The sequence below is a fragment of the Segatella copri genome (assembly GCF_015074785.1).
Classification (GTDB): Bacteria; Bacteroidota; Bacteroidia; order Bacteroidales; family Bacteroidaceae; genus Prevotella.
In genome coordinates, this window is record NZ_CP042464.1 from 218481 (window position 1) to 243417 (window position 24937).

Annotated in this window: 19 protein-coding genes and 1 pseudogene; 14 read left to right on the forward strand and 6 right to left on the reverse strand. The window is 44.5% G+C overall.

The window, feature by feature from the left end; all coding sequences use genetic code 11:
• Positions 1-16 precede the first annotated feature (16 nt).
• The 3 genes from FO447_RS00930 to sppA all read right to left on the reverse strand — a co-directional run bounded on the left by FO447_RS00930 (position 17) and on the right by sppA (position 3736).
• Positions 17-826, reverse strand: coding sequence for a purine-nucleoside phosphorylase (locus FO447_RS00930; RefSeq protein ID WP_082231209.1), 810 nt, complete (start codon positions 824-826; stop codon positions 17-19).
• On the reverse strand, positions 711-1886 hold the full coding sequence (lpxK, locus tag FO447_RS00935) for a tetraacyldisaccharide 4'-kinase (protein ID WP_118064278.1): 1176 nt from the start codon (positions 1884-1886) through the stop codon (positions 711-713). Before lpxK ends, FO447_RS00930 begins: the two co-directional genes overlap by 116 nt.
• A 65-nt stretch (positions 1887-1951) precedes the next feature.
• On the reverse strand, positions 1952-3736 hold the full coding sequence (gene sppA / locus FO447_RS00940) for a signal peptide peptidase SppA (RefSeq protein ID WP_118140446.1): 1785 nt from the start codon (positions 3734-3736) through the stop codon (positions 1952-1954).
• A 264-nt stretch (positions 3737-4000) separates the two neighbouring features.
• Here sppA and FO447_RS00945 point away from each other — a divergent pair, with 264 nt between their 5' ends.
• Entirely contained in the window at positions 4001-4810 is an 810-nt protein-coding gene (locus FO447_RS00945) for an alpha/beta hydrolase (RefSeq protein ID WP_234699034.1), read from the forward strand.
• 368 nt (positions 4811-5178) lie between these two features.
• Here FO447_RS00945 and FO447_RS00950 read toward each other — a convergent pair whose 3' ends face one another.
• Positions 5179-6606: an undecaprenyl-phosphate glucose phosphotransferase gene (locus tag FO447_RS00950; protein WP_200757285.1), complete on the reverse strand. Its 1428-nt coding sequence runs from the start codon at positions 6604-6606 to the stop codon at positions 5179-5181.
• A 433-nt stretch (positions 6607-7039) separates the two neighbouring features.
• Between FO447_RS00950 and FO447_RS00955 the strand changes: the two genes are divergently transcribed.
• From FO447_RS00955 to guaA, 7 genes are all read left to right on the forward strand, one after another.
• Positions 7040-8383, forward strand: coding sequence for a sugar phosphate nucleotidyltransferase (locus tag FO447_RS00955; RefSeq protein WP_022121638.1), 1344 nt, complete (start codon positions 7040-7042; stop codon positions 8381-8383).
• Between the two features lie 150 nt (positions 8384-8533).
• Positions 8534-8806: a co-chaperone GroES gene (locus tag FO447_RS00960; RefSeq protein ID WP_006846288.1), complete on the forward strand. Its 273-nt coding sequence runs from the start codon at positions 8534-8536 to the stop codon at positions 8804-8806.
• 78 nt (positions 8807-8884) lie between these two features.
• Positions 8885-10513 (forward strand): chaperonin GroEL, encoded by a 1629-nt coding sequence (gene groL, locus FO447_RS00965; protein ID WP_117692011.1) that lies wholly within the window; start codon positions 8885-8887, stop codon positions 10511-10513.
• Between the two features lie 365 nt (positions 10514-10878).
• Positions 10879-11094, forward strand: a complete 216-nt coding sequence (locus tag FO447_RS00970; RefSeq protein WP_006846290.1) for a hypothetical protein — start codon at positions 10879-10881, stop codon at positions 11092-11094.
• Positions 11078-12622 carry a RapZ C-terminal domain-containing protein gene (locus FO447_RS00975; RefSeq protein ID WP_117692142.1) on the forward strand — a complete coding sequence of 515 codons (1545 nt, stop codon included), beginning with the start codon at positions 11078-11080 and terminating at the stop codon, positions 12620-12622. The genes FO447_RS00970 and FO447_RS00975 overlap by 17 nt, the downstream gene beginning before the upstream one ends.
• Positions 12623-12698: 76 nt before the next feature.
• Positions 12699-13442 (forward strand): nucleotidyltransferase family protein, encoded by a 744-nt coding sequence (locus tag FO447_RS00980; RefSeq protein WP_118064286.1) that lies wholly within the window; start codon positions 12699-12701, stop codon positions 13440-13442.
• A gap of 81 nt (positions 13443-13523) precedes the next feature.
• Positions 13524-15134, forward strand: a complete 1611-nt coding sequence (gene guaA / locus FO447_RS00985) for a glutamine-hydrolyzing GMP synthase (protein WP_022121641.1) — start codon at positions 13524-13526, stop codon at positions 15132-15134.
• A 46-nt stretch (positions 15135-15180) separates the two neighbouring features.
• Here guaA and mscL read toward each other — a convergent pair.
• Positions 15181-15613, reverse strand: a pseudogene (gene mscL / locus FO447_RS00990) (large-conductance mechanosensitive channel protein MscL).
• A gap of 353 nt (positions 15614-15966) precedes the next feature.
• Here mscL and gap point away from each other — a divergent pair.
• The 3 genes from gap to FO447_RS01005 all read left to right on the forward strand — a co-directional run bounded on the left by gap (position 15967) and on the right by FO447_RS01005 (position 19140).
• Complete coding sequence (gap, locus tag FO447_RS00995; protein WP_006846296.1) at positions 15967-16998, forward strand: type I glyceraldehyde-3-phosphate dehydrogenase; 1032 nt, start codon at positions 15967-15969, stop codon at positions 16996-16998.
• Positions 16999-17131: 133 nt separating this feature from the next.
• The gene (gene miaA / locus FO447_RS01000; protein ID WP_200757288.1) at positions 17132-18100 is read left to right on the forward strand and encodes a tRNA (adenosine(37)-N6)-dimethylallyltransferase MiaA; all 969 of its coding nucleotides are present in this window, start codon (positions 17132-17134) and stop codon (positions 18098-18100) included.
• A 110-nt stretch (positions 18101-18210) separates the two neighbouring features.
• Entirely contained in the window at positions 18211-19140 is a 930-nt protein-coding gene (locus FO447_RS01005; protein ID WP_022121645.1) for a diacylglycerol/lipid kinase family protein, read from the forward strand.
• 77 nt (positions 19141-19217) lie between these two features.
• Here FO447_RS01005 and FO447_RS01010 read toward each other — a convergent pair whose 3' ends face one another.
• A complete protein-coding gene (locus FO447_RS01010; protein ID WP_118079039.1) occupies positions 19218-19922 on the reverse strand; it encodes a Crp/Fnr family transcriptional regulator in 705 nt (234 codons plus the stop codon).
• Between the two features lie 212 nt (positions 19923-20134).
• Between FO447_RS01010 and FO447_RS01015 the strand changes: the two genes are divergently transcribed.
• The 3 genes from FO447_RS01015 to FO447_RS01025 are packed head-to-tail and all read left to right on the forward strand — an operon-like array spanning position 20135 to position 24848.
• Positions 20135-22078 (forward strand): glycogen debranching enzyme N-terminal domain-containing protein, encoded by a 1944-nt coding sequence (locus FO447_RS01015; protein WP_118064296.1) that lies wholly within the window; start codon positions 20135-20137, stop codon positions 22076-22078.
• 18 nt (positions 22079-22096) lie between these two features.
• A complete protein-coding gene (locus FO447_RS01020) occupies positions 22097-23365 on the forward strand; it encodes a glycosyltransferase family 4 protein (protein ID WP_006846301.1) in 1269 nt (422 codons plus the stop codon).
• A gap of 37 nt (positions 23366-23402) precedes the next feature.
• Positions 23403-24848: a glycoside hydrolase family 57 protein gene (locus tag FO447_RS01025; protein ID WP_200757290.1), complete on the forward strand. Its 1446-nt coding sequence runs from the start codon at positions 23403-23405 to the stop codon at positions 24846-24848.
• Positions 24849-24937: the final 89 nt, after the last annotated feature.

Below are 24937 nucleotides of genomic sequence, written 5' to 3' on the forward strand. Positions count from 1 at the left end.
AGTTTATAATTTATACTTAAGATCTGCGGATGATTTCTCGCATAATCTCTGTCATCTTAGGCTGTGCGGCATTGGCTGCAATCTGCACTTCCTCATGACTGACTTCTACAGGTACATCGAAACCGCCAAGATCGGTGATGATGCTGATGCCGAAAACCTTGATTCCGCAATGGCGGGCAACAATCACTTCAGGTACAGTACTCATACCTACAGCGTCACCACCCAATACACGATACATGCGATACTCTGCCGGTGTCTCGAAGGTAGGTCCCTGAACGCCAACATATACACCATGCTTTGCATCAATTCCCTTCTCCTTAGCGATATCGTCGGCAAGGTCGCGGAGTTTCTTGTCGTATGCTTCGTGCATATCCGGGAAACGTGGACCGGTAGGGAAGTTCTTTCCGCGCAATGGATGTTCTGGGAAGAAGTTGATGTGATCATCGATAATCATCAGGTCTCCAATCTGGAATTCCGGATTCATACCGCCCGAAGCGTTGCTTACAAAGAGGGTTTCAATGCCCAACTCGTACATCACACGTTCTGGGAAGGTTACAGCCTTCATGTCATATCCTTCATAGTAATGGAATCTTCCTTCCATAGCCATGATATCTTTACCTCCTAACTTACCGAAAATCAGTTTGCCTGCATGACCTTGAACGGTAGATACTGGGAAGTTTGGTATTTCACTATATGGAAATTCATAACTGTCAGTTATTTCTGAAGCTAATTGTCCGAGACCGGTTCCCAGTATGATAGCTGTCTTCGGACTTGTTGTCATCCTTTCTTTTAGCCAGGATGCTGTTTCTTGAATTTTTTCGTACATAGCTAATGATTTTGTCGTTAAAATTATCTTCTTGTTCCAGCATGAAACTAACCTTGATAGGCAGTTCGTATATGCTTTTCTTAACTATTTCATAGAGTCCCTCAGTCTCTTTTAGTCTCACGGCATCTTTCTCTGTCGTGATAATCAGACGGGGTTCTGGCATCTGTTCAAACGCCTCGTTGATGCGTGTGATGTCTTTATTCTTGAAGCGATGGTGATCACCGAAACTCAGCGACTGCATACTCTTGACCATTGGCTTCAGGTCGTGTTCCATCTGCTTAGGCGATGCGATACCAGTAACCAGCAGAGCATGGTAGTTTTTCAACTCCTCCTTGGCTATCTGCTGGTCTTCGAAAACTCCCTTTGGCGTATCATAGTTGATGCAGGTGAAGTAGAGCTTCTGGAAAGGGTAAAGGTCCATAGCCTTGGTGAGTACTCGAAATTCCATTGGTTTCAGGTCCTTTGGACATTTAGTGATAATCACAATGTCTGCACGGTTCTTACCGCTTAGAGGTTCTCTCAGTCTTCCTGCTGGCAACATCTTGTCATAGATGATCAGACGGTGGTAATCTACCAGCAGAATGTTGATACCTGGCTTCACATAGCGATGCTGAAAGGCATCATCCAGTAATACTACATCTACATCCTTGGTCGGTTCTTCATTCTGCAACTTTTCGATTCCTCTCACACGCTTAGCGTCTACGGCTACATAGATATCGTCAAACTTGCTGTGCATCTGGAAGGGTTCATCGCCAATCTCTGACATTGTCGTATCTTTATCTGCCAGCACATAGCCACTGGTCTTTCTTTTGTAACCACGTGATAGCACAGCTATCTTTACCTTGTCGTGCAACAAGCGTATCAGATACTCCACATGGGGAGTCTTGCCCGATCCGCCCACCGTGATGTTACCCACAGAAATGATCGGGATTGAGAATGACTGACTCTTTTTCAGTCCGATATCGAAGAGCCAATTGCGAAATCTGACCATGCCGCCATAAATCCAACTCAGTGGTAGCAGCCAGTCGTTGATCTTGATAAGATCGCCTTCTGTTCTCATGTCTGTTTCCTTTCTCTTAATTCGGTATGTTTATATATTAATGTACGCATACCTTATTATAAATGTTATTGTATGTTCAGTACGTAAGGAAGTGCAGCCTGTATAGGCTCTTTCTCCTTCATATTGCGTATCATGATGAATGGCTGGTAGAGATCACCCAATGCCAGACGCAACTGTTCGTCGAGATATGTTCCCTTGTTTCCGCCCGCCATATCCAGCAACTGTTCCATCCATCCAGCCAATGCCGGATATTCTACCGCCTGATAACTGCTGAGATGAGCCAATTCTGCAGCCTTGTCGATGGCGTCGCTCAAGCCGCCGAATCCATCAATTAACTTGATCTTCTTGGCGTCTGTACCCAGCCATACTCTTCCTTGAGCAATCTTCTCAACCTGTTCGGTGCTCATTTTTCTGCCCTCAGCCACACGATTGCGGAAGAGGCTATATCCACGGTTTACATAGTTTTGCATGGTGGCAATCTCTTCTGCACTCCATGGGCGTGACATGCCTGCAGAGGCATAGGTGCTGTTGCGGTTGGTCTTCACTTCATCATACTTGAAGCCTAACTTCTTTGTCATCAGGTCACTGAAATCTGGCAGGGCTCCAAAGATACCGATGCTGCCGGTCAATGTTGTAGGTTGTGCCATGATATATTGGGCACCCATACTCATATAATAAGCACCCGATGCTGCCATACCACCCATCGAAACCACTACCGGCTTCTTTTTATTTAATTCTTTAACTGCTCTCCAGATCTGTTCCGAAGCATAGGCATCGCCACCGCCCGAATTGATACGCAGAACTACGGCCTTTACCTGACTGTTATCTGCAAGTTCCTGAAGGTCCTTGATGACCTTTGTACTTACTATCTGTTGCTCAGAATCATAGATGCTAGGAGTCTCCATCCTGACAATGGACCCCTGACAGTAGTATACGGCAATCTCTTCGCCCATCAGATTCGAGTCGTCTATAGTCATATCTACGTCGTTATAGTCAACCTGATTGATGGTCTCGTCTGCCTTCAGTCCTAACTGTTTCTTTACCACGTCTCTGATTTCATCATAATAGCAGAATCCATCTACCATCTTTCGAGATTTCAGCAGTTTGGTATCATCAAACACCATCAGCCCGTCAGCATAGCGGTTCAGTGAATCCTTGCTGATGTTTCTGCTTTTGCTCACATCTCCCAACATCTGTAGCCAGAGTCCACTGATATAGCGTGAAACCTGCTCTCTGTTGGCATCCGACATTTTGTCTTCGGTGTATGTTTCAGTATAGCTTTTGTATTTGCCTACCTTCACTACCGTAAAGTGAATGCCAAACTTGGCTGCTACATCTTTGATATATTGTGGCTGCGATGCAATACCATGCCAGTCCACATTGCCTTCTGGGTTTACATATACCTTGTTGGCAACCGAAGCCAGATAATATCCACCCTGTGAGAGAGCATCACCATATGCGATAATCCATTTGCCGCTCTTCTTGAAATCGGCAAGTGCATTTCTGATTTCCTGCAAAGTGGCATAATCTGTCTCCAAGATACCTGTTTCCAGATAGATGCCCTTCACTTTATCCTCATTCTTTGCCTTGCGGATAGAAGAGAGAATCCTGTTCATGCCTAGGTTGTTAAACTGCTCGCCTGTCAGTTCGCCGAGCCAGTTGTCTTCAGTACGGTCTTCAATCTGTCCTTGTAGTTTCATTACCATCACCGCATTGTCTTTCAGTGCCGGTTTACTGTTGCTCGATGCCACCATTCCGATGATACAGATGAATCCCAGAATGGTCATGATCAGCCCGAAGGCAAACAGTCCTACGATAGTGGCTGCCACGTTCTTGAAAAAATCCTTCATTATTCTATGTCAATATTTTATAAGTGAGACTCCTAAATAAATGCCGGCGGCAGAAGAGAGATGTTTTCTCTGATTGCCGTTTACAGCAATTTTTCTGCAAATATAGCAAAAAAGAACCAATAATCAAAGCGATTGGAACAAAAACACCAAAAAAAGAAGAAAAAATAACATAGGGTTAACGAAAAAATGCCTATCTTTGCATTATCTTAGCAAAACAGAATAAAGATATAAACAACATAACAAAAAAGAAAAATGAAAAAGACAATGATTTTTTTTCTTCTGATGCTGACAGCAATTACAGCATCAGCTCAATCCACAGCTCGCAAGTTCGTATTGAAGAACAGTAGCGACGGACAGAGTGAACTTACCTGTTATCTTCCTAAGAATCCTTCAGGAAGAGCTGTAGTAGATTGTCCTGGAGGTGGGTATTCTCATCTTGCAATGGACCATGAGGGACATCAGTGGGCAGAATATTTCAACAAACAGGGTATCGCTTTCTTTGTCTTGAAATACCGTATGCCTAAGGGAAATCGTAATATTCCGTTGAGTGATGCTTATCAGGCGATGCGTACCGTCCGTGACAGTTCTGCAGTATGGAGAATAAATAAGGAAGATGTTGGTATCATGGGCTTTTCTGCCGGTGGACATTTAGCTTCTTCCGTCAGTACTCATGCTGAGGCGGCTGTGCGACCTGATTTCTCGATTCTTTTCTATCCGGTGATTTCAATGGATGAGCGTATCTCTCATAAGGGATCATGTGTGAATTTCTTGGGTGAAGAGCGTAATACCAATAAGAAACTGGTAGAAGAGTGGTCTAATGATAAGGCTGTGCGTCCGGGTATTACCCCTCGTGCCATCATACTGATGTCTTTTGATGATAAGGTTGTTCCTCCTGTAACCAATGGCGTAGCCTATTATTCTGCCATGAGCAAGGCTGGCAACGAGTGTACCATGCACATCTATCCGACTGCCGGACATGGATGGGGGTTCCGCGATGCCGCTCATGGCTTCCCGTATCACGACCAAATGTTGAATGACCTTACCTGTTGGCTCAACAGGCTTCCGTCTAAGTAATCTAAGTAATAAGTAAAGAGAATACCTAAAAAGAGGGTGTGTCATAAGTTAATGATACACCCTCTTCTTGTTGCTGGAAGAGCTAGGTTATGTTGTTGGAAGAGCTAGGTTATGTTGTTGGAAAAGCTAGGATATGTTGTTGGAAGAGCTAGTATATGTTGTTGAAAGAGCTAGTATATCTAGTATATGTTGTTGGAAGAGATAGAATATGTTGTTGAGACAGTTAGTATCTCCGGTCGCACAACAGCTGTTGTGCGCTTGCATAACAGCTGATATGCGCATGCACAACAGCTGATGTGCATGCGGTGTCCAACTGTTGTGCGCCAACTATTTTCCAATCTTATGGCACATCCTCTTTTTATAGACTCCTAATAAGCATTCTTGTCAGGGCAGATAATGCTCTTGGCTGTCATGAAGATAATCTTGATATCAAGCCAGAACGACCAGTTCTCTATATACCAGATATCGCGGCGGATACGTTCCTCCATCTGCCAGAGCTCCTTGGTCTCACCACGGAACCCGGTAACCTGAGCCCAACCTGTGATACCCGGCTTGGAGAAGTGGCGAACCATATACTTATCTATCAGGCTTCCATACACCTCTGTATGATGCAGCATGTGAGGGCGCGGACCCACAATACTCATGTCTCCCTTAAGAACATTGAAGAATTGAGGAAACTCATCTATATTCGTCTTTCTCATAAAGTTGCCGAAAGCAAATTTACGTGGGTCGTTCTTTGTTGCCTGTGCCTTGTCTGCATCCTTGTTCACATGCATGGAACGGAATTTAAGACAGTAGAAGGTATCACCATTCAGACCCGTTCTTGCCTGCTTGAAGAAAATTGGACCAGGACTCTGAATCTTGATGATGAGAGCTATGAATGGAATGAATGGTAGAACGCACAAACATGCAAGCCCGCTCACCACGATGTCGAAGCTACGCTTGATAATGCGGTTTGACATGCTTGTTAGGGGTTCTATGCGGTTTGAATATACCGTCCTTCCCATAAAATTCTGGGCATCAAGATGCAATTTGTACTCACCAAACACACGTGGCAGGTAGTAGAAGTGTATCACATTCTTATCACAGAAGTGCATGATATTGATGATTTCAGGATCTTTATGCGACAGGCAGCAGAAAACCTCGTCAATACTGGAAGGTTCACCATTGATGGTATCATTCATGGTAGAAGAGATAATCTCTTTGAGCTGTTTCATGTTTCCTATTCTTTTCAACCCTTCCGGATTATCAGTGATGTCTTCATCTGCATAATATCCTTTTACGATATAACCTGCCGAGGAATCTTCTGTCATCGTCTTGTACATCTCGCTCACGGCAGGATCGTTACCTACAAAGACGACGGTGCGTGAGTTGCGGCCCTTAGAGCGGAAATACTTTAGTAATTTGAGCTCGCAGAGTCGGCTTATGATGAGAGACAGATAGAATGTTATGCCGAAGATAATGCTGAAGGAGAACATCTTTCCCCCGTGACCGAGTAGTCTTGAGAAGGTAAAGAAACAGAATGTTGTTGCTGCAGCCAGATATAAAGTACGCTTTGTAACCTGCAGGAACCCGATCTTTCTGACATGAATGATGGTGGAATAGAAGTATTCGCCTAGGAACAAGGCAGCATTGGCAACAAAAAAGGTAATCTTTGTTGCTTTGTCGAAATACGCAGGTATGAGTTCTTGACCATATTGGGTATAGAACAACAGTACGATGTTGAGAATAACGAAATCGGCACCTATCACCAGTCTCCTTATTATTTCATTTCCTTTATAATGCTTGTTCGTCATTTGCTTATGTTTTTTATACTCCTAGTTATTAATATATCTTTTTAAGTTATTTGAGGTATGCTTAAATGATATTTGGTCGCAAAGATAATAATAATAGTTGAAAATCGGAAATAAATCAGCAAAAAAATATCGAAATAGACCAACTTGAACCAACTTGAACCAGCTTTTCTTGTTTTTAATCTGTTTAAATGATGGTTTTTCTTCCTTTTTACTTTCTTGCGCATATCTAGGTATTTTTATATGAATAGGTAGTTTTTTTAGAAATTGCTTGGTGGTCTCAAAAGAAAAACGTACTTTTGCAGCCGGATTATCACGGATGATTCTTCTTTGAGACCTGTTGGTACTGGGAGTAAACTCCTGATGTGATGCAGTCTCTCACTGTTAATTTGTGAAATCTTAAGTATGAACAATAAACGATTTAGATAGTAATAATATGCAATTAATTTTATTATCGGGTGGCTCGGGTAAAAGGCTCTGGCCACTTAGCAATAATGCTAGAAGCAAACAGTTCTTGCCATTGCTCGAAAAGGAGAATGGGGAGATGGAAAGTATGGTTCAGCGCGTGGTACGTCAGGCTCAGGAAGCAAATCTGACCAACGATATTACGCTTGCTACAAATGCCAGTCAGCTGGATATCATCCAGAACCAGCTGGGAGAGCGGGTTTCTGTGGTTACCGAACCGGAGAGGCGTGATACTTTCCCTGCTATCGCTTTAGCTGCAAGTTATCTGAAACTGAAGAAGAAATGTGAGGATGATGAGGTTGTGGTTATTATGCCTTGTGATCCTTATACCGAGTTGGAATATTTCCATACCATAGCCCGTATGGTGGAGTGTGTGGAGAAAAACGTCGCCGACCTCGTGCTGATGGGTATCAAACCTACTTATCCAAGTGCAAAATATGGTTATGTGGTTCCTTTTGCTGAAGGAGAGAAGTATCAGATAGTGAAGAGATTTACCGAGAAACCGGATGTGCCTACAGCAGAGAAACTCCTGGAGGAGGGTGCTTACTGGAATGGTGGTGTCTTCGCTTTCCGTTTGGGCTATATGATGCAGATTGTACGTAAGTATATGCAGAGTGAGAACTTTGAAGATACTCGTGCAAGATATAGCGAATTTCCAAAAATCTCTTTCGACTACGAGGTGGCGGAGAAGGCTGAATCGGTAGCGGTAGTACCGTTTAATGGTGAATGGAAGGACCTGGGTACCTGGAATACACTCACTGATGAGCTGCATCATGCCAGCATCGGTAATGCGGTGATGGGAAGTCATTGCGAGAATACGCATGTCATCAACGAACTCCAGTTGCCTCTGTATGTGGATGGCTTGAAGGATGCTGTTGTTGCAGCGAGTCCTGATGGCATCTTCGTCTGTGCAAAGAAATATTCCGAGGACATCAAGAAGGCGGTAGAACATCTTACTCCGCGTCCGATGTATGAGGAAAGAAGGTGGGGTACTTATCGGGTGATTGACGATTCTGAGTATGCTGACGGCAATCATTCGCTAACCAAGAGTATTACCTTGAAGCCAGGTAAGAATATCAGTTATCAGCTTCATCACCATCGTTCAGAGGTGTGGACATTCGTAGAAGGTGAGGGCATCTTTGTACTTGATGGTGAGGAGAAACATGTGAAGGCTGGTGATACCGTGGTGATTCCTCTGGAGCATTATCATGCCATCAAGGCGATTACACAGCTGACTTTCATCGAAGTTCAGAATGGTAATCCACTGGTTGAGGAGGATATTGAAAGATTCGATTATCAATGGAAAATGAAATAAAACACAAGTTTTTGTGATATAATGTCAGTATTTAAACGTGTCAAAGTGTCAGTATGGATGCTTTGGCACGTTTTTCGTATACTGGCGGGGTGACGGGTAGCAATACCTGTTGGCAAAATAAATGTATAACAATTAAAATATTATAGAATCATGAACATTAAACCATTAGCAGACAGAGTGCTGGTACTTCCTGCACCAGCTGAAGAAAAAGTAGGTGGAATTATTATCCCTGATACAGCAAAAGAGAAACCACAGCGTGGTAAGGTCGTTGCTACAGGTAAGGGTACGAAAGACGAAGAGATGATTCTCAAAGAAGGTGATACCGTACTCTATGGTAAGTACGCTGGCACAGAACTCGAATTCGATGGTACTAAATATATCATGATGCGTCAGAGCGATGTACTCGCTGTAGTAGAAGAGTAATTCTTAAAGGTAAAAAAAGTAAAAAGATAAAAAACTTTTTGCAGATATTTATTTAAACATTATTAGAAAGAATAGATTATGGCTAAAGATATTAAATATAATATGGATGCCCGCGACCTCTTGAAGAAGGGTGTTGATCAGTTGGCAAATGCAGTAAAGGTAACTCTCGGTCCTAAGGGCCGCAACGTGGTAATCGAAAAGAAGTTTGGTGCTCCTCAGATTACTAAAGATGGTGTTACCGTAGCTAAGGAAGTAGAGTTAGAGAATAAATTCGAAAATACTGGTGCTCAGCTTGTTAAGAGCGTTGCCAGCAAGACTGGTGATGATGCCGGTGATGGTACAACAACTGCTACTATCCTGACTCAGGCTATCGTAACAGAGGGCTTGAAGAACGTTACTGCAGGTGCAAACCCAATGGACTTGAAGCGTGGTATCGACAAGGCTGTAGCTGCTGTTGTTGCCTTCATCAAGGAACATGCTGAACAGGTAGACGACAACTATGATAAGATTGAGCAGGTGGCTACTGTTTCTGCCAACAATGATGCTGAGATTGGTAAGCTCTTGGCTGACGCAATGCGCAAGGTTTCTAAGGATGGTGTCATCACTATCGAGGAGAGCAAGAGCCGTGATACCAACATCGGTGTTGTTGAGGGTATGCAGTTTGACCGTGGTTATTTGAGCGGTTACTTCATGACAGATGCAGACAAGATGGAGTGTGTAATGGATAACCCATACATCCTTCTTTATGATAAGAAGATTTCTAACTTGAAGGAGTTCTTGCCAATTCTCCAGCCTGCTGCTGAGAGTGGTCGTCCTTTGTTGGTTATCGCTGAGGATGTTGATTCTGAGGCTTTGACTACATTGGTAGTTAACCGTTTGCGTGGCGGTTTGAAGATTTGTGCTGTGAAGGCTCCAGGCTTCGGTGACCGTCGCAAGGCCATGTTGGAGGATATCGCAGTATTGACAGGCGGTGTTGTTATCTCTGAGGAGAAGGGCTTGAAGTTGGAGCAGGCAACTTTGGATATGCTGGGTTCAGCAGACAAGGTTACCGTCAACAAGGACAATACAACTATCGTTAATGGTCATGGCGAGAAGGCTAATATCCAGGATCGCGTAGCTCAGATCAAGAACGAAATTGAGAATACCAAGTCTTCATATGATAAGGAGAAACTTCAGGAGCGTCTGGCTAAGCTCGCCGGTGGTGTAGCTGTCCTCTATGTAGGTGCCAACTCTGAGGTTGAGATGAAGGAGAAGAAGGATCGTGTTGACGATGCACTCTGCGCTACCCGTGCCGCTATCGAGGAAGGTATCGTTGCTGGTGGTGGAACTACTTATATCCGTGCTCTCGAGGCATTGAAGGATATGAAGGGTGATAACGCTGACGAGACAACAGGTATCCGTATCGTAGAGCGTGCTATTGAGGAGCCTCTCCGTCAGATTGTTGCCAATGCCGGTGGCGAGGGTTCTGTAGTAGTAAATAAGGTACGCGAGGGCGAGGGTGACTTCGGTTACAATGCCCGCAAGGACGTTTACGAAGATATGCGTCAGGCTGGTATCGTAGATCCTGCCAAGGTAGAGCGTGTAGCTTTGGAGAATGCTGCTTCTATCGCAGGCTTGTTCCTGACAACAGAGTGTGTGTTGGTTGACAAACCAGAGCCTGCACCAGTTGCACCAGCTGCAGCACCTGGTATGGGTGGCATGATGTAATTAGATGAATAATTTGAGCAAACAAAGCACATCGTAAGACCGCGAGTTTGCAAAGCGAAAATATCAAATAGGGGTGATTCTCAGCGAATTATCCCTATTTTTTTGTTTTTTTAGTCATAAAGATGCAAAAAATAGCAAAATTATTTGGTTCGAATAATCTTTTTTTGTAACTTTGCATCGTAAATAAAAGAAAGTATCATCCGAAGGGATGGCAAAGATATTTTTTTGATTTGTTTTAGTAGATTAGTTTTTAAGTAGTTTGTTTTTGGAAATCGGTTGTCGTGAGACATCCGATTTTTTTTTGTTTTTATTTTGTTTTCTCAATTTAATTGTGTAATTTTGCAGCATAATAGAAAATTCATAGCATGAACAATATTGATTGGAAAAAAGCAGTGGTCTTTCTGATTGTTATCGGAGGACTCATTTATATTACAAAGGCAGAGTTGGGAATGACTACTACAAACTCGTTCCTTACTACGCTGGGTATCTTATTGCTTCTCTTTATCGGAGATAACTTCGCACAGAAGATTGATGATGATCGGAAACGACGTAAACTGAATAATGATGGAAAAGCTGATTGATCTATATAAGAAATGGGCGGGTGAAGAACCGGCTGATGTCATAAAATTGGCAGGGCAGGGGAGTAACCGGCAGTATTTCCGTATCATTGGGCATGATGGTGATACGGTAATTGGTGTGATAGGAACCAGTCGTGATGAGGATCATGCCTTTGTATATCTGGCTCAGCATTTCCAGCTCAGACAGTTGCCTGTTCCCCAGATTCTGGCGGTGAGCGATGATGAACTCTGCTATCTTCAGACAGACCTTGGCGGTACTTCGCTTTTCGATGCCATCAAGGGCGGACGAGATGCGGGCGGACGTTACAATCAGAAAGAGAAGGAACTCCTTAAGAAAACCATTCGTGAACTTCCGAATATCCAGATTCGCGGTGCTAGAGGATTGGATTGGCAGAACTGCTATCCGCAGCCAGAATTCGATGTAGACAGTGTACTCTTCGACCTCAACTACTTCAAGTATTGTTTCCTGAAGCCTACCGATTTGGATTTTCACGAACTGAAACTCGAAGCCAACTTCCGGCTTTTTGCCAAGGATCTGACATCAGAACCGATGGATTGTTTTCTGTATCGTGATTTCCAGGCGCGCAACATCATGCTGGATGATAAGGGAAATCCATACTTTATTGATTTTCAGGGTGGTAGAAAAGGACCGTTCTATTATGATCTCGCCTCATTCCTCTGGCAGGCATCTGCTAAGTATCCGTTCAAACTGCGCAGAGAACTGGTTTGGGAATACTACCAGTCATTGAAGCATTATACCGAGGTACCATCGGTGCGCCATTTTGTAAACCGGTTGAGTCTTTTTGTGCTCTTCCGTACCTTACAGGTTTTGGGCGCCTACGGATTCCGCGGCTATTTCGAACGCAAGAAGCATTTCATCGACAGTATTCCGCCAGCTATCCAGAATCTGCGAGATCTTCTGAAGATGGGTGACAAGGTATTCCCTTATCCTTATATGATGGATATGTTGAGAAGACTGACCGAATTGCCACAGTTCAAGGTGATAGAGAGTGTGGCGCTGAGTCGTGCAGACGGCTATAAGACTACCGACAACAATATCTATCGTGCGCATCCGCAGGACGGACCTGCCACCTATTCTAAATATGATGGTAAGGGACCGCTGGTGGTAAGAGTGTATAGTTTTTCTTTCCGTAAGGGCATTCCAGAGGATCCGTCGGGCAATGGTGGAGGTTATGTCTTCGACTGCAGAAGTACCCATAACCCTGGCAGATACGAGCCTTATAAAAAACTGACGGGTCTGGATGAGCCTGTTATCCGATTCCTGGAGGATGATGGTGAGATATTGAAGTTCCTGGATCATGTCTATGCACTTGCCGACCATCATGTAAACCGCTACATGCAGCGTGGTTTCACCTCTCTGATGTTCTGTTTCGGATGTACAGGCGGTCAGCATCGCAGTGTATATTCTGCGCAGCATCTTGCCGAACATATTCACCGGAAGTTTGGTGTAGAAGTGCATATTTGTCATCGTGAACAGCATATTGAACAGGTTTTACCTGCAAAACAATAGAAAATAGCGTGCAAATTTGGCTATCTCGCAAAAAGTTAGTAAATTTGCACGCACATTTAAAAATAGCTATTTAGCAATGATGCAAGCAATGATATTCGCAGCAGGTTTGGGCACTCGCCTTAAGCCACTTACCGACCGCATTCCGAAGGCTCTGGTAAGTGTCGGGGGAGAACCTTTGCTCAAACGTGTCATCTTTCAGTTGAAGGATGCCGGTTTCACTCGCATTGTAGTGAACGTGCATCATTTCTCCCAACAAATTATCGATTATCTCAGAGCACATGACAACTTCGGTATGGACATCCGTATCAGTGATGAGAGTGAAAAGCTGCTCGAAACGGGTGGAGGTATCCGGAAGGCATGGCCGCTCTTCAACCAGTCAGAGCCTATTCTTATCCACAACGTGGATATTCTGAGTAATGTAGATCTGAAGAAATTCTACCAGATGGAGAGCAGGGATATGATTGCTGCCCGCCTGATGGTGAGCGAACGCAAGACCAAGCGCTATCTGCTCTTTGATGACAGCATGCGACTGGTGGGATGGACGAATATAGAAACGGGCGAGGTGAAGAGCCCTTATCCTAACCTCAATCCCAAAGATTATAAGATGTATGCCTTCTCTGGCATCCACATGGTTGCCCCATCGCTCTTTCCATTGATGGAGGAGGAACCGGACAAGTTCCCTATCATGGACTTCTATCTGAAGCATTGCGACAAGGTGCGCATAGAGGGATATGTAAAGAACGACCTCAAGCTGATGGATGTGGGAAAGCAGGAGACGCTGAAAGAGGCGGAAGCATTCCTGAAATCGTTAGTTAATTAGTTTATAGTTAATAGCGGCTATGCCGTATAGCAAGATTACTATAAACTATAAATTGTAAACTGTAAATTAAAATTAGATATTATGCAACAGAAGATTATTATTTTGGATTTCGGTTCACAGACCACACAGCTCATCGGCCGTCGTGTACGTGAACTCGATACCTTCTGCGAGATCATGCCTTACAACAAGTTTCCAAAGGATGACCCATCGGTCATTGGTGTCATCTTGAGCGGTAGCCCTTATTCCGTTCATGATCCGGAAGCTTTCAAGGTAGATCTGAGCCAGTTTATCGGCCGCATTCCTGTACTCGGCATCTGCTACGGTGCTCAGTTCCTCTCTTACGCCCAGGGCGGTAAGGTGGAGGCTGCTGACAGCCGTGAGTATGGTCGTGCCAACTTGGAGCATTTCGATAAGGAGAATCCTTTGTTCAAGGGATTCATCGAGAACTCTCAGGTTTGGATGAGCCATGGTGATACCATCACTGCTATCCCTGATGATTACAAGTGCATCGCTTCTACTGCTAATGTGAAGTATGCTGCTTATGCTTCTACCAAACAGCCTGTATGGGCAGTACAGTTCCACCCGGAGGTGTTCCACTCTTTGCAGGGTACACAGCTCTTGAAGAACTTCGTGGTTGATATCTGCGGTAGCAAGCAGGATTGGAGCGCTGACTCTTTTGTTGAGACTACTGTGGCTGAGTTGAAGGAACAGTTGGGCGACGATAAGGTTATCCTCGGTCTTTCTGGCGGTGTTGACTCCAGTGTGGCTGCCGTTCTCCTGAACAAGGCTATCGGTAAGAACCTTACCTGTATCTTCGTAGATCATGGTATGTTGCGCAAGAATGAGTTCCGTGACGTGATGGAAGACTACAAGTGTTTGGGCTTGAATGTAATCGGCGTGGATGCATCAGAGAAGTTCTTTGCTGACCTGGCTGGTGTTACTGATCCTGAGAAGAAGCGTAAGATTATCGGCCGCGACTTCGTAGAGGTTTTCAATGCTGAGGCTAAAAAGCAGACTGGTGCCAAGTGGTTGGCTCAGGGTACCATCTATCCAGACCGTATCGAGAGTTTGAATATCACCGGTAAGGTGATCAAGAGTCATCACAATGTAGGTGGTCTTCCTAAGGAGATGAACCTTCAGTTGTGTGAGCCTTTGAAGTGGCTGTTCAAGGATGAGGTTCGCCGTGTAGGTCGCTCTATGGGTATGCCAGAGCACCTGATTACTCGTCACCCATTCCCTGGTCCTGGTTTGGCTGTCCGTATCTTGGGCGATATCACTCCTGAGAAGGTACGTATCCTTCAGGATGCTGATGATATCTATATCCGTGGCTTGCGTGAGTATAAGGTGAAGTTGAGTGGTGAGGAAGCTCGTCGCGTCCTGGCTGCCGGTGTTCCTGCTGACATGCAGAATGGCGAGATCGAGGTTTCTCTCTACGATCAGATCTGGCAGGCTGGTACCGTATTGCTTTCTACTGTCCGTTCAGTAGGTGTGATGGGTGATGAGCGTACATACGAGCACCCGGTTGCCTTGCGTGCTGTAACCAGTACTGATGCGATGACTGCTGACTGGGCACATCTTCCTTATGATTTCATGGCTAAGGTAAGTAATGAGATTATTAATAAGGTGAAGGGTGTAAACCGTGTATGTTATGACATCTCTTCAAAACCACCTTCGACAATTGAGTGGGAATAAACAGAATAAAAAAGTCGCCTTCAAAAAGGGCGACTTTTTTTTATTCTTATTTCTGGTTCTTCAGGAGATCACGTATTTTCCATGAGGAGTTTTTCTTCATTGCTTGGCTCCGGAGCCTTAGGTGCTTCTGCCGGTTTTTCCTCTTCCTTCTTCTTCTTGGAAATCTTGTTCACCACCTTGATGAGCATGAAGATACAGAAGGCAACGATGAGGAAGTCGAAGCAGGTCTGGAGGAAGTTACCATAGTTGATGGTAGCCGCCTTCAGTTCCTCGCCTCCTACATTGACGGTAGGTAGGGTGAATTTGAGGTCAGCGAAATTCACGCCGCCAATCAGCCATCCTATAGGAGGCATGATGACGTCATCAACAACAGAGCTTACGATTTTGCCAAAGGCACCACCGATGATAACACCGACAGCCATGTCGAGCACATTGCCACGCATGGCGAATTCCTTGAATTCATTCAAAAATTTACTCATACTTTTATCTTTTTAATTATAACTATAGTTTGATAGTTCTTCTTTTTCTCTTTTCTTATATATATAATAAGATATAGAATGCTGAGTTTTTCCTTTGCTTTTTGCAATATGGAGTTGTCAGTATGGCATGTAATGAGTGAAAATAATGCCAATATTAAAACTCTACTATTCTTTTTTAACTTATTTAATACTCATTCTGGTTGCAAAGTTAGAAAAAAATTAGTAACTTTGCGCTCGAAAAGAAGAAAAATGCTCTAAGGCGTAAAATTTTGAATGTTTCAGCATCAGATGAACGCTCGAAAGCAGTTAAAAAAGTAATTTTTATTAAACTTTTAATTTAAATATTAAGAACAATGATTAAGATTGGTATTAACGGATTTGGCCGTATCGGTCGTTTCGTATTCCGTTCTACAGTTGAGGCTGAGAACGCAAAGGAAGTACAGGTAGTAGCTATCAATGACTTGTGCCCAGTTGATTACATGGCTTACATGTTGAAGTATGATACAATGCACGGTCATTTCGACGGTACTATCGAGGCTGACGTTGAGAAGAGCGAGTTGATCGTTAACGGTAACCACATCCGTGTTACTGCTGAGCGTGATCCTGAGAACTTGAAGTGGGATGAGGTTGGTGCTGAGTACGTAGTTGAGTCTACAGGTCTCTTCCTCGCTTACGATAAGGCTGAGAAGCACTTGAAGGCTGGTGCTAAGTACGTAGTACTTTCTGCTCCTTCTAAGGCTGACGCTAACGGTAACCAGGCTGATATGTTCGTTTGCGGTGTTAACACTGACAAGTACAATGGTCAGAAGATCGTTTCTAACGCTTCTTGTACAACAAACTGCTTGGCTCCTATCGCTAAGGTATTGAACGATAACTTCGGTATCGAGACAGGTTTGATGACAACTGTTCACTCTACAACTGCTACACAGAAGACTGTTGACGGTCCATCTATGAAGGACTGGCGCGGTGGTCGTGCAGCTGCTGGCAACATCATCCCTTCTTCTACAGGTGCTGCTAAGGCTGTAGGTAAGGTTATCCCTGAGTTGAACGGTAAGTTGACAGGTATCTCTATGCGTGTTCCTACTTTGGACGTATCTGTTGTTGACTTGACAGTTAACTTGAAGAAGGCTGCTTCTAAGGAGGCTATCTGCGCTGCTATGAAGGCTGCTTCTGAGGGTGAGTTGAAGGGTGTACTCGGTTACACAGAGGATGCTGTTGTTTCTTCTGACTTCTTGGGTTGCGCTTTGACATCTATCTTCGACGCTAACGCAGGTGTTTATTTGACAGACAACTTCGTTAAGGTTGTTTCTTGGTATGACAACGAGATTGGTTACTCACACAAGGTTGTTGAGTTGATCAAGATCATGAAGAAGCACAACGGTTAATTCGTTGCCTCTTAATGATTAAGTATATGGCCGTCCAGCATTTTTTCAATGCTGGACGGCTTTTTGTTTTTATAAGTGAGAATTTCTTTTCATTTTATTTTGTTTTCTCAATAATTTCATTTAACTTTGCGGCATGAAATATTCGATGATAACCATATTGGGACCTACGGCGAGTGGTAAGACGAGTCTTGCTGCCGCTCTTGCAGCCAGGATCAATAGCCTGGGTGCACATTTGTCGGGTACCCCTGCCAAGGGCGCTGAAATCATTAGTGCTGACAGCCGGCAGGTATATCGCGGCATGGATATAGGTACGGGTAAGGATCTGGCTGACTATACCATCCATGGCAAGCAGATACCTTATCACCTCATTGACATCTGTGAGCCTGGTACGAAATATAATCTCTTTGAATATCAGCAGGATTTTTATGATGCCTATCAGGATATTCAGAAGAGAGGGGCTTTTCCGATATTATGTGGAGGTACAGGACTCTATATTGAGTCGGTGCTGAAAGGTTATCATCTCTCACCTGTTCCGCAGAACCCGGAACTCCGTGAGTCATTGGCTCATAAGAGTTTAGAGGAACTTACGCTGATACTGAAAGAGCTGAAGGCGAAAACGGGTTCTAATATGCACAATCGCACAGACGTGGATACAGCACAGCGAGCTATCCGGGCGATAGAGATTGAAAGCTATAATCTGGAGCATCCGATGCCCGAACGTGAACTCCCTGCGGTTGATTCGCTGATTATCGGTGTCAGCATAGACCGGGACGCAAGAAGGGAGAAAATTTCACAGAGACTGAAACAGCGATTGGATGAGGGAATGGTAGATGAAATCAAGGGACTGCTAGATCGTGGTATTCCTGCTGAAAATCTCATCTATTATGGTTTGGAATATAAGTTTATTACAGAATATGTAATCGGTAAGACTTCATACGATGAGATGTATCGCAGTCTGGAAATTGCAATCCATCAGTTTGCCAAAAGGCAGATGACGTGGTTCAGAGGTATGGAGCGCAGAGGCTTTACTATCCATTGGGTAGATGCATTGCAGCCAATGGAGAAAAAGGTGGAGACGGTTTTGGAGCTGATGAGGAGCTAGGCTGCGGCCTGGAATCTGGCTAGGGCGCTGGCATCCGATGGAATCGGATGCAACGGTGGCTGGGCGGAAGTGATATTTTATACAACTTTCAAATTACAAAGAAGAGACAAATGGTAAACGAGAATAAATGGGGGCTGCTTTATTGCCCTAGAGGAGGCTGGCGAAGTAACAAGCGCTGGGAAAAAATAGAGAAGGTGCTCAAGCAGCAGGGCGTGGATTACGACTTTGTGCAGAGCGAGAATCAGAAGAGCGTAGAACGGCTCATCAGAATGTTTATCAACAATGGTTATAAGACCATTGTCATCGTGGGTGGAGATTCTGCGCTCAATGATGCAGTAAACTGTCTGATGCAGATAGATCCGAAAGAAAGAGAAGAGGTGGCACTGGGTGTTATTCCTAACGGACTGATGAACGACTTTGCCCACTTCTGGGGATTCAGCGACAGCGATATCGAGAAGACGGTGGCGTCGCTGAAAAAACGTCGTATCAGAAAGATTGACCTCGGTTGTATCCGCTATGTGAACAAGAAGGGGGAGAAATGCCGTCGCTATTTCCTCAACTGTATCAATATCGGACTCATCGCCGCCATCATGAACCTGAGACGAAAAACCCATCATATCTTCGGTTCACGTACCCTGTCGTTTCTCTGTTCCTTCATCCTGATGATATTCCAGCGTCTGGACTATAAGATGCATGTGAAAATCAATTCGGATGTTATCAAGCGTAGAGTGATGACGATGTGTATAGGCAATGGAACAGGATATGGACAGACTCCGAATGCTGTGCCATATAACGGACTGCTCGATGTGTCGGTGGTATCTCATCCTAAGACAACCCAGCTTTTCGAGGGAATCTATCTTTTTGTGAAAGGTAAGTTCCTCAACCATAAGAGTGTGCATCCTTACCGTACCCGAGAGGTAGAGGTGCTCGATGCCCAGCATGCCCTGATAGGTATTGATGGCAGATTGATGAATACACCGGTAGGTCCATTCCAGATTACTGTAATTCAGGAGGTTATCAACTTCCTGATACCCGTATAACCAGTATGCCCGTAATAAGGGAAATGTATCAAGAAAAACGTATAATGTAAAACATATAAATAAAAAATAGCAGAACTTTATCCGAGTTCTGCTATTTTTATGATTTCTTCTTCCTGTAAGATTTTGATTTTCCTTCCTTCTGTATTGATGAGTTCTTCTGCCGTAAAGGCTGAGAGCGTACGGATGGCATTGCTCGTTGTCATATTACAGAGATTTGCCAGATCTTCACGACTCAATCGGATGTCAAGAGTTTTTCCGTCTTTTTCTAACCCATAAGAGTCTTTCAGAAATATCAGTCCCTCGGCAAGTCGGGCACGGATATGTTTCTGGGTGAGGTTCACGGTACGGTCGTCCGATTTACCTATTTCCACACTGAGATATTTGATAAAGAAGAAGCCGATGTTGAAACTCTTGGAGATCAGTTTCATGAGAACTGCCAGCGGGAACTGGGCAACGACGCAGTTTTCCAGCGACATGGCTGCCGTCTTGTATATCTCATCTGCAAAATAGGCTCTGAAACCAAAGAACTCAATCGGTTTGATAACACGGATAATCTGGCTCTTGCCACCGATACCTTCTTTGTATATCTTCACTTTTCCCGCTATGAGACATAGTGCATATTCGGGAGTACCCTCGTTCTTGTAGATGATTTCGTTCTTCTTATACTTCTTGATTTCCAGATGCTCTTTCAGTAAATCGAACTGGTCATCAGTGATGCCTCCCCATAGCTTAGCAATCAGCATTGCTATATTTTCTTTATCGTATTTTCCTCTAGCTGCCATGTGTACAAATCTTTTAAACTGAAAACTGAGTGCAAAAGTAATGCTTTTTCTTGAAATAATCAAGCATTTTTGTCTAAAAATATGTTTTAAAACATAAAAAGGCAATTTTTTCTAAAAATGGCATACAAAAAACTTTGTTATACCATAAAAAAGTGTTACCTTTGAAAGCAATTAATTTAGTCAACAAAAATATAGAACCTTAATATAGATCTATGAGTTATCTAAAATTCGAAAAGGCCCTTATGACGAATCTTCAAGAGTCGTTGCCTAAGGAGTTGTTGAGAACAAATCGCTCGGGTGCATATTCGTGCTCAACGATTGTAGACTGTAATACCCGCAAGTATCACGGATTACTTGTCGTGCCGGTTCCAGAACTGGACGATGAGAATCATGTGCTCTTGAGTTCGCTGGATGTTACGGTGATTCAGCATGGCGCTGAGTTTAACCTCGGCTTGCACAAGTACCAGGGCAACAACTATAGTCCGATGGGCCACAAGTACATTCGTGAGTTTGATTGTGATAAAGTGCCAACTACCCTTTATCGCGTAGGTGGTGTTATCCTGAAAAAGGAAGTTGTATTCCAGCATTATGAGAATCGCATTCTGATTCGCTATACGCTGGTAGACGGCCATTCGGCTACAACCCTTCGTTTCCGTCCTTTTCTGGCTTTCCGCAGTGTCCGTCAGTTTACTCATGAGAATGCTACCGCATCTCGTGATTATTCTGAGGTAGATCATGGCATCAAGACCTGTATGTATGCAGGTTATCCTGATCTCTACATGCAGTTCTCCAAGAAGAACGAGTTTAAATTCTGTCCAGATTGGTATCGTGGCGTGGAATATCCAAAGGAGCAGGAGAGAGGTTATGCTTCTAACGAAGACCTCTATGTTCCTGGCTATTTTGAAATGGATATCAAGAAAGGCGAAACCATCGTCTTTGCTGCTTCTACATCAGAAATCAAGGCGGTCAGCCTGAAGAAGCTCTTCGACAAGGAAGTGGATGAGCGTTCGCCTCGTGACAATTTCTTCCACTGTCTGGTCAATGCGGCTCATCAGTTCCATCGTCGTGAAAAGAACGATGACCGTTATATCCTGGCTGGTTACCCTTGGTTTAAGTGTAGAGCCCGCGATACATTTATCGCTCTTCCTGGTCTCACCCTCTCTATCGAGGAAGATGACTACTTCGAACTGGTGATGAAGACTGCCATGAAGGGATACTACGAGTTTATGGAAGGCAAGCCGGTCAGCGTTCATATTGCTGAGATAGAGCAGCCTGACGTACCATTGTGGGCTGTCTGGGCTTTGCAGCAGTATGCTAAGGAAACCAGCAAGGAAGAATGCTTCAAGAAGTATGGACAGTTTATCAAGGATGTTATCAGCTTTATCCAGGATAACAAGCATCCGAACCTGAAGCTCGAAGAGAACGGATTGCTCTATACCGATGGTAAGGACAAGGCTGTTACCTGGATGAACTCTACTGCCAACGGCAGACCTGTGGTTCCACGTACAGGTTATATCGTAGAGTTTAATGCTTTGTGGTATAACGCCTTGTGTTTCTGTGCTTCTCTCGCTGCAACAGTAGGTGAAGAAGACAGCCAGCAGAAACTCCTGGCTCAGGCTGAGCTGACCAAGCAGGCATTCCTCGATACCTTCCTCAATGAATATGGCTATCTCTACGATTATGTTGATGGAAATATGATGGACTGGAGCGTTCGCCCGAACATGATATTTGCAGTGGCTTTCGACTATTCTCCATTGTCGCAAGACCAGAAGAAGCAGGTTCTTGATATCTGTACACGCGAACTCCTTACTCCTAAGGGATTGCGTTCACTCTCGCCAAAGAGCGGTGGATATAATCCTGTTTATGTAGGTCCGCAGACCCAGCGCGACTATGCTTACCATCAGGGTACGGCATGGCCATGGCTCGGTGGCTTCTATATGGAGGCAAGTCTGAAACTCTATAAGCGTACCCGTTTGAGCTTTATCGAACGCCAGATGGTTGGTTATGAGGACGAAATGTCTTCCCACTGTCTCGGTACTATCAGCGAACTCTTCGATGGAAACCCTCCATTCGCAGGTCGTGGTGCCATCTCTTTCGCCATGAATGTGGCTGAGATTCTGCGTGCGCTCGAGTTACTTGAAAAATATCAATATTAATAATAGGAGGACTGCTATATGAAAGTTTTAATGTTTGGATGGGAGTATCCTCCTCACGTATTTGGTGGTTTGGCAACTGCCAACTTTGGTATCTCCCAGGGACTTCATGCCCAGGGCGATGTTGATATCACATTGTGTCTGCCTCATCCTTTCGGTGATGAGGACCGCAGTGCCTGCAAGATTGTGGCAATGAACAGTGTGCCTATTGCCTGGCGCGATGTAAATCACGACTATGTGCAGCAGCGGGTAGGCAATATCATGAATCCGGATGACTATTTCCGTTACCGTGACCACATCTATGCCGATTTTAACTATATGCATGTAAATGACCTCGGCTGTATGGAATTTGCCGGTGGTTATCCGTCAAATCTTCATGACGAAATCAACAACTATAGCATCATTGCCGGAGTTGTAGCCCGTTCTGAGGAATTTGATATTATCCATGCTCACGACTGGCTTACATTCCCAGCCGGAATTCATGCCAAGCGCGTGAGTGGCAAACCATTGTGCATCCACGTTCATGCTACTGATTTCGACCGTAGCCGTGGAAAGGTGAACCCTACTGTTTACGCTATCGAGAAAGACGGTATGGATAATGCCGACTGCATCATGTGTGTATCCGAACTGACCCGCCAGACGGTGATTCACCAGTATCACCAGGATCCACGCAAGTGTTTCGCCATGCACAATGCCGTATACCCATTGAAGCAGGAGTGGCAGGATATTCCACGCCCAAATCATAAGGGCAAGGAGAAGGTAGTAACCTTCCTGGGACGTCTTACCATGCAGAAGGGACCTGAATATTTCGTAGAGGCTGCCAACATGGTATTGCACCGTACCCGCAATGTGCGTTTCTGTATGGCAGGTTCGGGCGATATGATGGATCAGATGATTTATCTCGCTGCTGAAAGAGGCATTGCCGACCGGTTCCACTTCCCTGGCTTTATGCGCGGCAAACAGGTTTATGAATGTCTGAAAGACAGTGATGTCTACGTGATGCCATCTGTGAGCGAGCCGTTCGGTATCTCACCTTTGGAAGCTATGCAGTGCGGCACACCAACCATTATCTCCAAGCAGAGTGGATGTGGAGAAATCCTGTCCAACTGTATCAAGGTAGACTACTGGGATATCCATGCCCTTGCCGATGCCATCTACAGCATCTGTCACAACGAGAGTCTTTTCGATTATCTCTCAGAGGAAGGCAAGAAAGAAGTAGACCAGATTACCTGGGAGAAAGTGGGAGCCCGCATCAAAGACCTGTACCTCAAGACCTTAGGGTGGAAGTAATGGGCAATTAATAGTTAAAAATTAATAATTAATAATTATGAAAACAATTTGTTTATATTTCGAGATACATCAGATTACCCATCTGAAACGCTACCGCTTCTTCGACATCGGTACCGACCATTATTACTATGATGACTACGAGAACGACCGTAGCATCAACGAGATTGCTGAGCGCTCTTATATGCCAGCCTTGAATGCCCTTCAGGAGATGATTGAAAAGAACGGCAAGTATTTCAAGGTAGCTTTCTCGCTTTCGGGTGTGGGTATGGAGCAGTTGGAACTTCATGCTCCTCAGGTACTGGAGAAGCTTCAGCAGCTCAACAATACGGGTTGTGTAGAGTTCCTGGCTGAGCCTTACTCTCACGGACTTGCTTCTCTGGTTAATGAGGCAAGTTTCAAGGATGAGGTGATGCGCCAGTGTACTAAGATTGAGGAATATTTCGGAAAGAAACCTACCGTATTGCGCAACTCTTCGCTCATCTACAGCGATGATATCGGTAACGATGTTGCCAACATGGGATTCATTGGTATGCTCACCGAGGGTGCCAAGCACGTGCTCGGCTGGAAGTCTCCTCACTATGTTTACCATTGCGCCCTGAACCCTAAGTTGAAGCTCCTTTTGCGCGATGTGAACTTGAGCGATGATATCTCTCTGCGCTTCAGCAACAGCGATTGGGACGGTTATCCACTCTTTGCCGACAACTATATGAACCAGATTGCTGCCTTCCCAGAGGAGGAGCAGGTTATCAATATCTTTATGGAACTTTCTGCTCTTGGTATTGCCCAGCCTCTGTCAAGCAACATCCTCGAGTTTATGAAGGCTTTGCCTCAGTGTGCCAAGGACCGTGGCATCACCTTCTCTACACCTACAGAAATCTGCAAGAAGATCAAGTCGGTAGGCGAGGTGAATGTGCCTGATACTTTGAGTTGGGTAGACGAGGAGCGTGATGTAAGTTCATGGTTGGGTAATCCGATGCAGCGTGAGGCTTTCAACAAGCTTTATAGTGTGGCAGACCGTGTACGTATCGCCAACGATCCACGTATCAATCAGGACTGGGATTACCTGCAGGCAAGTAACAACTTCCGCTTCATGACTACCAAGCCAAGCAATGTGGGTCTTGACAGAGGTATCTATTCAAGTCCTTTCGATGCTTTCACTAACTATATGAACATTCTTGGTGACTTCATCAACCGTGTGAACGACCTCTATCCTGCTGATGTTGATAACGATCAGCTGGAGGGCTTGCTTACTACCATCAAGAATCAGGATGAAGAGATAGAGATGAAGGACAAGGAGATTGTCCGTCTTCAGGCTAAGATTGAAAAGATAGAGAAGGAGGCTGAGAAGCACCATGGCGAGAAGCCTGCTAAGGCTCCTGCCAAGAAGGCCGCAGCTAAGCCTGCAGCCAAGAAGGCATCTGCCAAGAAGGCTCCTGCCAAGAAAACAACAAAGGCAGAGCCTACAGAAGAAAAGAAAGATTAGAATTTTTAGATTACTCATAAAGATTAATCCCCCTCGCTGCAGTGATTTGCAATGAGGGGGATTTTTTTTATTTCCCAAAATATTCTCTG

Excerpts from the sequence above, each read along its gene's own strand:
- FO447_RS00930 (WP_082231209.1), bottom strand. The coding sequence starts at position 826 with ATGTACGAAAAAATTCAAGAAACAGCATCCTGGCTAAAAGAAAGGATG.
- lpxK (WP_118064278.1), bottom strand. The coding sequence starts at position 1,886 with ATGAGAACAGAAGGCGATCTTATCAAGATCAACGACTGGCTGCTACCA.
- sppA (WP_118140446.1), bottom strand. The coding sequence starts at position 3,736 with ATGAAGGATTTTTTCAAGAACGTGGCAGCCACTATCGTAGGACTGTTT.
- FO447_RS00945 (WP_234699034.1), top strand. The coding sequence starts at position 4,001 with ATGATTTTTTTTCTTCTGATGCTGACAGCAATTACAGCATCAGCTCAA.
- FO447_RS00950 (WP_200757285.1), bottom strand. The coding sequence starts at position 6,606 with ATGACGAACAAGCATTATAAAGGAAATGAAATAATAAGGAGACTGGTG.
- FO447_RS00955 (WP_022121638.1), top strand. The coding sequence starts at position 7,040 with ATGCAATTAATTTTATTATCGGGTGGCTCGGGTAAAAGGCTCTGGCCA.
- FO447_RS00960 (WP_006846288.1), top strand. The coding sequence starts at position 8,534 with ATGAACATTAAACCATTAGCAGACAGAGTGCTGGTACTTCCTGCACCA.
- groL (WP_117692011.1), top strand. The coding sequence starts at position 8,885 with ATGGCTAAAGATATTAAATATAATATGGATGCCCGCGACCTCTTGAAG.
- FO447_RS00970 (WP_006846290.1), top strand. The coding sequence starts at position 10,879 with ATGAACAATATTGATTGGAAAAAAGCAGTGGTCTTTCTGATTGTTATC.
- FO447_RS00975 (WP_117692142.1), top strand. The coding sequence starts at position 11,078 with ATGGAAAAGCTGATTGATCTATATAAGAAATGGGCGGGTGAAGAACCG.
- FO447_RS00980 (WP_118064286.1), top strand. The coding sequence starts at position 12,699 with ATGATGCAAGCAATGATATTCGCAGCAGGTTTGGGCACTCGCCTTAAG.
- guaA (WP_022121641.1), top strand. The coding sequence starts at position 13,524 with ATGCAACAGAAGATTATTATTTTGGATTTCGGTTCACAGACCACACAG.
- gap (WP_006846296.1), top strand. The coding sequence starts at position 15,967 with ATGATTAAGATTGGTATTAACGGATTTGGCCGTATCGGTCGTTTCGTA.
- miaA (WP_200757288.1), top strand. The coding sequence starts at position 17,132 with ATGAAATATTCGATGATAACCATATTGGGACCTACGGCGAGTGGTAAG.
- FO447_RS01005 (WP_022121645.1), top strand. The coding sequence starts at position 18,211 with ATGGTAAACGAGAATAAATGGGGGCTGCTTTATTGCCCTAGAGGAGGC.
- FO447_RS01010 (WP_118079039.1), bottom strand. The coding sequence starts at position 19,922 with ATGGCAGCTAGAGGAAAATACGATAAAGAAAATATAGCAATGCTGATT.
- FO447_RS01015 (WP_118064296.1), top strand. The coding sequence starts at position 20,135 with ATGAGTTATCTAAAATTCGAAAAGGCCCTTATGACGAATCTTCAAGAG.
- FO447_RS01020 (WP_006846301.1), top strand. The coding sequence starts at position 22,097 with ATGAAAGTTTTAATGTTTGGATGGGAGTATCCTCCTCACGTATTTGGT.
- FO447_RS01025 (WP_200757290.1), top strand. The coding sequence starts at position 23,403 with ATGAAAACAATTTGTTTATATTTCGAGATACATCAGATTACCCATCTG.